We start from the raw sequence: 7082 nt of genomic DNA on the forward strand, positions 1-7082 counted from the left end.
GCCGAGGGCCTCGGCGGTGGCGAGCCGGTCCTGCCGGAGGTCGCGCACGAAGACCCGGCAGCCGTGGGCGGCGGCGGTCTGGGCCACGAGGAGGCCGACCATGCCGGCGCCCACGACGGCGACCTCGTCCTGCGGGGCGAGGCCCGCGCGGTCCACCGCGTGCACGGCGGTGGCGGCCAGGTTGGCGACGACGGCGTCGGCGAGATCGGTCCCGGCGGGCACCGGCCGGCACAGCAGGTGCGGGACGGTGATGACGTCGGCGTGCACGGCCTCGCCCCAGCCCATGGCGATGACCCGGTCGCCCGGTGCGAATCCGGGGGTGCCGGGGCCGGTGGACTCGACGGTGCCGGCGGCGCAGTAGCCGAGGGGGAAGTGCTCGCCGGTGCGCGCCGAGCGGTCCAGGTAGTGGAGTTCGGTGCCGGGACTGATCATGGTCCACCGGGTGTGGAGGCGGAGCTCTCCGGGGCCGGGGGCGGGCCTCACCGCTTCCCGCACGACGGGGAGCGCCCCTCCCGCGGCGACGAGCTCCCGCGTGGTGAGGGCGGCGGGCGGCGGGGTCACGCCTTCTCCCCGTCGGCCGGGGCGGCGATCAGTTGTTCGTCGGGGATGATGTCCAGCTCCTCGCGGTAGTGCGGCAGGGGGCCGAGCGGCACGGGCCTGCCCGACTCCTCGTAGGAGGCCCTGCGGTTGCGTTTGCGTTCGAGGCCGAGGTTGAGGCCGGCCAGGTCGACCGGACGGTGGGTCAGCAGGCCGCGGGCGAACCCCTCGGCCATCGCCTTCCGCCCGGTCTCGGTGCGGATGAAGACCCGCCCGTGCTTGTCCTGGTCGCCGCCCTGCACGCTGGCGGCGAAGATGTTCGGGTCGCCGTCGCTGACGCTCACGTCGGCCAGGCCGGACATCCAGTCGCCACAGGAGAGGCAACGGTGGGTCTTGTTGCCGGCGAAATCCCGGACGGCCTGCCAGAACGCGACGCGGTGGTCCGTGCCGTCGGCCGTGCGGATGCCGATGTCACCCGGGTAGTCGCCCTGGCGGTAGCGCAGGCGCACCACCGATTCCAGGGGGACTTCCGCGCGTGCGGTGATGACGGCGGCGGTGCCCTCGGGGCGGGTGCTGGAGGAGCAGGCGGGCTCGACCAGCAGGACCACGTGGTCGCGTGCCCAGCGGCCGGCTTCCGTGTCCATGGCCTGGAGCTTGCGCATGGCCTGGATGTGGCAGGCCACGCCGGACATCGCGACCTTGGCACGGGGTTCGTGGAGCATGACGGGGCGCAGCGCACCGAGGTACGGGGCGAGCTGGTACGTGGACTGGGCCGTCTCGGCGAGTGCGGCCGGGTCCCGGACCAGGGCCGGGGCCGCCCGCCAGGGTTCGCCCGCGTCCCTGCCCATCGACAGGACGACGGTCACGTCGAAGGCGGCCATGGCCGTCTGGAGGAGGGCGGTGAGGCTTCCCCCGCTGGCGGACGCCTCGAAGACGACCGGGTCGAGGGAGTGGCCCGCCACGACCTCGTCGAAGATTCCGGTCCACCGCTCCCCGGGCGTGCGGGTGCGGCCGAAGAGCCGTTCCTCGGTCGCCGGGGTGCCAGGGTCGGCGCCCGGGCAGACCGTGAGGCAGTCGGTGCACCCGCCGCAGTCCGATGCGGTCCAGGAGTCGGCGGTGAGGACGGGGGTGAGGCCGTCGAAGCCGATCACCCCGGCGGGGCAGGCCAGTTGGCAGGCTCCGCACACGGTGCACAGGTCGGGCTGGAGCACGTCCTTCTCAAGCTGCTGGAACGTCATGCCGGTCAGACCTCCCCGGCGGCATCGGCGGCGGACACGGCGGCGGTGAGCGCCTCGATCAGCCGGTGGTGCTCCGGTTCGTCCAGGAGCACCGGCGGAACGATCTTCACGGTGGCTCCCTCGGGACCGCCGCCGAAGAGGAGCAGCCGTTCGAGCAGGGCGTGCCCGGTCACGGCCCGGGCCAGGGAGGGGTCGGGGTGTCCGTCGCGCACGCAGTCGAAGGCGGCCAGGGCGCCCGCGGTGCGCACCGAGGCCAGCCAGGGGTACCGCGCGGCCAGCTCGGTCAGGTCGTGTTCCAGCCGTGCTCCGAGCTCCCGGGCACGGTTCGCGAGGTCCTCGTCGACGATGACGTCGAGGACCGCCGCGGCAGCCGCGCAGGAGACGGGGTGGCCGGAGAAGGTCGACGTCTGTACGCCGGCGGGCAGTGCGTCGACGACGTGCCGCTCCCCCACGACGGCTCCGACCGGGAAGCCGTTGCCGAGGGTCTTGCCGAGCAGGGTGAGGTCGGGGAGCTCCGTCATGAGCTCGGCGGTGAACGTGCGTCCCGCCCGACCGAGGCCGGTGTAGATCTCGTCGAGGACCAGCAACGCGCCGCGGGCACGGGTCTGCCGGGCGATTTCGTCGAGGAGGTCCGGGGCGACGGCGAGGACGCCTTCGGTGACCTGGACGGGCTCCAGGACGACGGCGGCGGTGCCGCCGAGCCGGTCCGCCCGGTCGAGCGCCCGCGAGAGCCCGGCGGCGAACCGTTCGGCGTCATCGGCGCGTGGTGTCCGCGGGTCGGGCAGCTCGGCGGTCACGACGGAGGCGTCGGGCAGATCGCTGTAGGACTTGAACTCCGGCCTCCAGGTCAGCGCGAGCGCGCCGGCCGTCTTGCCGTGGTAACCGTGGCGGAAGGTGACGACGGCCCGGTGTCCGGTGGCGGCGCGGGCGATCTTGAGAGCGGACTCGACGGCCTCGCCGCCGGTGGCGGTGGGGAGCACCGCCGCGTCCCGGTAGGGGCTCAGGCCCGCGATCCGGGAGACCATGCGCGTGCGGGCGTCGGAGGAGAGTTTGCACCCGGTGTGGGTCAGTCGCGCCAGTTGCTCGGCGGCGGCGGCCGTGACCGCCGGGTGCTGGTGGCCGAGGGTGGCCGCGCCGCTGCCCGAGGTGGCGTCGAACCAGGCCGTGCCTCCAACGGTGTACAGCCAGGGGCCCGAGCCGGTGGCGAACTCCGGTCCGAGCACGGTTCCGGTGGAGCGCGCTTCGGCCGCCGGGGCGGTCTTCACATCGGTCATCGCTCTGTGTCCTCGTGGATCCTGGCGCCGACGGCACGCTGTACGCCGGCGAAGTCGGGGAAGGAGGTGCGGTGGCAGCCGCCGCCCAGGACGGTGGTCCGGCCCGGCAGGCTCATCGCGAGGGTGGCGGCGGCCATGGCCAGCCGGTGGTCCTCGAAGGCGGGTACGGGGCCGGCGGAGAGGGGGGCGCCGCCCTCGATCAGCAGGCCGTCGTCGGTGACGCCGATGCGTGCGCCGAAGGCGGCGCCCAGGCGGGCCGTGGTGGCCAGCCGGTCGGTCTCCTTGAAGCGGAGTTCCGCGGCGCAGCCGATCCAGGAGGTGCCCGGCAGTCTGGTCGCGACCATCGCGAGCAGGGGCACCTCGTCGATCAGGGCGTGGAGGAGGGCGGGTTCGTCCACGCGGACGGCGCTGACAGCGTCGAGGCCGCCGCGGGCCACGAGGGTGCCGACGGGTTCGCCGCCCGCGGTGGTGCGGCGGTCCGCGTACTCGATGTCGGCTCCGGCGGTGCGCAGGACGTCGAAGAAGCCCAATCGGGTGGGGTTCAGGCCGACGTCCGGTAGTCGCAGTTCGCTGCCGTCGCCCCAGAGCAGGTGCGCGGCGAGGGGGTAGGCGGCGAGCGAGGGGTCGCCGGGGACCTCGATGACCGGGGGCACCGTGTAGCCGCCTCCGTCGCAGACGACGGCCCGCTCCTGCTCGGTCAGGCCCGCGCCGAAGGCGGCGAGCATGCGTTCGGTGTGGTCGCGGGAGCGCACCGGGCGCCGGACCGTCACCGGCAGTCGGGCCGCCACCGCGGCGAGCACCACCGCGGAGCGGGCCTGGGCGCTGCCGACCGTGAGGTCGACCGTGCCGGGGCGGTGTACCGGGCGTTCGACCAGGACCGGCAGTCGGCCGGGCTCGCCCAGGTGGCGGATGTCCGCTCCGAGTTCGACGAGGGGTTCGACGAGCCACTCCATCGGCCGGTGCCGCAGCACCTCGTCGCCGTCGACGACGGCCCTGGTGCCGGTGCCCGCGAGGAGGCCGACCAGCAGTCGGGCAGCCGCGCTCGACCCTTCCGTCTGGAGGTAGGGGACGTCCCGGGGCCATGCGGTGACGCTCCGGTGGGGACGTCTGGGCTGGGCAACGGGAGCCGCACCCCGTCGGACCGTCAGGGTGCTGCCGCCGGTGCCCGTGTCCTCCACTTCGACGGCCAGGCCCAGGGCGCGCATGGCGGGAAGCAGCGCGCGCACGGCACCACCGAGGTTCGCGTGGTGGATCGTGACGGTGGCGGGGGCGCCGGGCAACATCGCGGCGAGCAGCGCGCGATGGGTCACCGACTTGTCGCCGGGAACGCCCGCTTCGAGCGGCGCGCCGCTCGGCGCGGCCCGGCCGCCGTCCACTTCGAGGTTCGCCGATGTCGTGGCCGGCATGGCGAACTCCTGGGCCTCTGGCACGGGCGACTCCTTGGCAGCCGGAAGGTCGGTGGGGTGGCGGCGATCAAGCTGTCACGTCGGAACCGGTCTGCCACAGGGCAATCGGATGGCCGTCTGGTGCCGTGTCCCCTAGCGGACACCTCGTCAGATGTCTCACGATGTGACACGTAAATGTCCTAAGGCCGGACGGTGGGGCGGGCTGCCGCCCTCCGCCGGGTGCACGGTGCGGCCGAACCCCGGCCCGGACAACGCGCCGGACGGCCGGGCACCGTCCCGGACGGGAACCGGGACGCGGAGCCGGGGCGCGGAGCCGGTTCGAGACGACCGTCCGGGCGGGTCGGCGGCCTTCGACGCTGCGCCGCTCGGCGCCCTGTCCGGCTGCGGCTATGGCCCCGGTCGGACAGCCTTCCGGCATGGACAGGCCGCAGCGGTGCACATTGGAATGACCCTTCCAACCCGCACGACACCTCCGGGGGTCCCATGACGATCGATTCCGCACCGCTGCCGGTCCGACTGCCCGCCGTCGCACCGCTGCTCACCGACGGGGTCACCTGGTTGCGGCCCGTACGGACCTCCGACGCCCCCGCCGTGGCCCGCGCGGGCGACGATCCGGAGGTGGCCCGCTGGACGCCGTTCCCCTCTCCGTTCACGGAGGGGGACGCCGAGGAGTGGATCGCCTCCCGGTCCGCCGGGGAAACGGTGGACTGGGTGGTGACGGACCGCGAGGACGGGGCCGAGGTGCTGGGCTGGGTCGGTCTGCACGACGTCGACGCCGGGCAACGACGGGCCGAGCTCGGGATCTGGCTCGCCGCCGGGGCCCGCGGGTCGGGGACCGGGCGCCGGGCCATCGCCCTGCTCACCGCATGGGGGTTCCGCGAGCTCGGTCTGCTGCGCATCGCGGCGCTCTGCCTGAGCGGGAACGCGGCCGGACGCCGTGCCATGGCGGCGGCCGGCTTCGCGCCCGAGGGGGTGCTCCGCGCGTACGAGGACGTCAAGGGGGTCAGGTACGACACCGCCGTCCTCGGCATGGTCCACCCGGCGCTGCGGGGCTGACGCCCCGGTCGGCGCCCCGCGGGCCCGTGGGGCGCCGACTCAGATGGCGCGGACGAACGCGACCCGGTCGAGGCCGGGACCGTCGTAATCGGGTTGGAGGGGACGCCCGTCGAGTTCCTTCGGTCCGGGCTCGGCAGTGAAACCCATGCGCGTGTGGAACCGGTAGGAGCCGGAATTCGCCGCGGACGTGATCGCACGCACCACGCTGCTGCCCCGATTGCGACTCAGCTCGAAGAATTCGCCGTAGAGGTGTCGACCCAGTCCGCGCCCCTGCCACTCGGGAGCGACCCCCACGAAATGGATGTAACTCTCGTCCGCGCGCGACTGGGAGTGGAATCCGACGAGGAATCCCACCATCTCCCCGCTCTCCTCGGCCACGAAACTGCTCGACGTAAAGTGCTGGAAGTAGAGCCGGGGTAGCAGAAGGGCGCGCTGCACGCTCCCCGCGCTCCCCTCGAACTCTCCCCACCAGCGATCGAGGACGCGGAGAACCTGTGGGTGGTCATCGGCGACCGGCTGCCTCAACTCGATTCCACTCAGGGTCATTTGTGACATGCCCGGAAGCTACCACAGGGCGGGCCGCCCCCTTGGTGACCCATTCCAGTTGCGGACATGTCCGCTGACGGACAAGGGCCGGCACTGTACACCTCCGGCCCGTCACGGAAATATCGGAGAAACCGGGGAACCTCGGCGGCTCGCCCTCTCCGAAGGAAGTTCCGAAGCCCCTGCCCCGGGTTCCGGGACCCCTGTCCTGAATCCCGGCGACCCCGAACCGAATTCCGGTAGTACCCCGCCCCCCTCTCTTCTTCCTCGCATTCCTTCGCCATCGACGGTCTCTGGAGATTCACTATGCTGGGCTCACCGCTGTCCGCGGCAGCCGAGGTCCACGACAGGCTGTGCGCAGCAGGAGTCGTCCTCAGCCTGGAGGACGGGGCGCTGCGCTACTCGGCTCCGCCCGGGGCACTGACCGAGGACCTCCGTGCCGCCGCCCGGGGCTGCCGTGACGGCCTCATGGAGCTGCTGCGCACCCGGGAGGGCCGGCCGGAGGACGCCTGGCGGTTCACCGCCGACCCGGAGTCGGCCGGAGAGCCCTTCCCGCTGACCGATCTCCAACAGGCCTATCTCGTCGGGGAACAGGACTTCTACGAGCACCCGGCCCCCGCCGTCTTCGTCCACGAGTACGCCTTCCCCGCAGGGTCGGCTCCCGAGGCCGACGCCCTCGACGAGGCGCTCGACCTGCTGTCACGGGCCCACGGCTCCCTGCGGCTGGCGGTGTCCCCCGACGGGACCCAGCGCGTCCTCTCCGCCCCGGACGGGGCCGTCGCCCCCGTGGTCGACCGCCGGGACCTCTCTTCCCTGTCCTTCGGGGCCGCCGAGGAGGAGCTGCTCTCCCTCCGCTCGCGCCTCTCCGCGGACCTGCCCGACCACCGGTCGGGCCGTCCGTTCCTGATCCGCCACGTGGCGCTCCCCGACGGCACGGTCAGGCTCCAGATCGCGCTGCGACTGATCGCCTTCGACGGCGTGACGACCCAGCTCTTCTTCACCGAGCTCGCCCGGTGCTGCACCGACCC

The 7082-nt window shown here is 73.4% G+C and carries 6 protein-coding genes and 1 pseudogene; 2 read left to right on the top strand and 5 right to left on the bottom strand.

The genetic code is table 11. The annotated features are described in order from the left end of the window. The 4 genes from ACFW2Y_RS33750 to ACFW2Y_RS33765 all read right to left on the bottom strand — a co-directional run. On the bottom strand, positions 1-561 hold a 561-nt coding region (locus ACFW2Y_RS33750; protein WP_384886951.1), incomplete at its 3' end, for a 3-hydroxyacyl-CoA dehydrogenase NAD-binding domain-containing protein. Continuing rightward, the gene (locus ACFW2Y_RS33755; RefSeq protein ID WP_384886954.1) at positions 558-1775 is read right to left on the bottom strand and encodes a Coenzyme F420 hydrogenase/dehydrogenase, beta subunit C-terminal domain; all 1218 of its coding nucleotides are present in this window, start codon (positions 1773-1775) and stop codon (positions 558-560) included. The genes ACFW2Y_RS33755 and ACFW2Y_RS33750, both read right to left, overlap by 4 nt. 5 nt (positions 1776-1780) lie before the next feature. After that, positions 1781-3049, bottom strand: a complete 1269-nt coding sequence (locus ACFW2Y_RS33760; RefSeq protein ID WP_384886957.1) for an aspartate aminotransferase family protein — start codon at positions 3047-3049, stop codon at positions 1781-1783. Continuing rightward, complete coding sequence (locus ACFW2Y_RS33765) at positions 3046-4479, bottom strand: 3-phosphoshikimate 1-carboxyvinyltransferase (protein ID WP_384886960.1); 1434 nt, start codon at positions 4477-4479, stop codon at positions 3046-3048. The genes ACFW2Y_RS33760 and ACFW2Y_RS33765 overlap by 4 nt, the downstream gene beginning before the upstream one ends. Positions 4480-4938: 459 nt before the next feature. On the opposite strand from ACFW2Y_RS33765, the gene ACFW2Y_RS33770 reads away from it, so the two are divergent. Continuing rightward, entirely contained in the window at positions 4939-5511 is a 573-nt protein-coding gene (locus tag ACFW2Y_RS33770; RefSeq protein ID WP_384886962.1) for a GNAT family N-acetyltransferase, read from the top strand. 39 nt (positions 5512-5550) lie between these two features. On the opposite strand, the gene ACFW2Y_RS33775 is transcribed toward ACFW2Y_RS33770, so the two are convergent. Continuing rightward, positions 5551-6066, bottom strand: a complete 516-nt coding sequence (locus ACFW2Y_RS33775; RefSeq protein ID WP_384886965.1) for a GNAT family N-acetyltransferase — start codon at positions 6064-6066, stop codon at positions 5551-5553. Between the two features lie 294 nt (positions 6067-6360). Here ACFW2Y_RS33775 and ACFW2Y_RS33780 point away from each other — a divergent pair. Further along, positions 6361-7082, top strand: a pseudogene (locus ACFW2Y_RS33780) (hypothetical protein); the annotation flags it as partial.

This window comes from Streptomyces sp. NPDC058877 (assembly GCF_042742855.1).
Taxonomy (GTDB): Bacteria; Actinomycetota; Actinomycetes; order Streptomycetales; family Streptomycetaceae; genus Streptomyces.

What these genes read in the sequence shown, in the direction of transcription:
- ACFW2Y_RS33770 (WP_384886962.1), top strand. Translation starts at nt 4,939, where the DNA reads ATGACGATCGATTCCGCACCGCTGCCGGTCCGACTGCCCGCCGTCGCA.
- ACFW2Y_RS33755 (WP_384886954.1), bottom strand. Translation starts at nt 1,775, where the DNA reads ATGACGTTCCAGCAGCTTGAGAAGGACGTGCTCCAGCCCGACCTGTGC.
- ACFW2Y_RS33760 (WP_384886957.1), bottom strand. Translation starts at nt 3,049, where the DNA reads ATGACCGATGTGAAGACCGCCCCGGCGGCCGAAGCGCGCTCCACCGGA.
- ACFW2Y_RS33775 (WP_384886965.1), bottom strand. Translation starts at nt 6,066, where the DNA reads ATGTCACAAATGACCCTGAGTGGAATCGAGTTGAGGCAGCCGGTCGCC.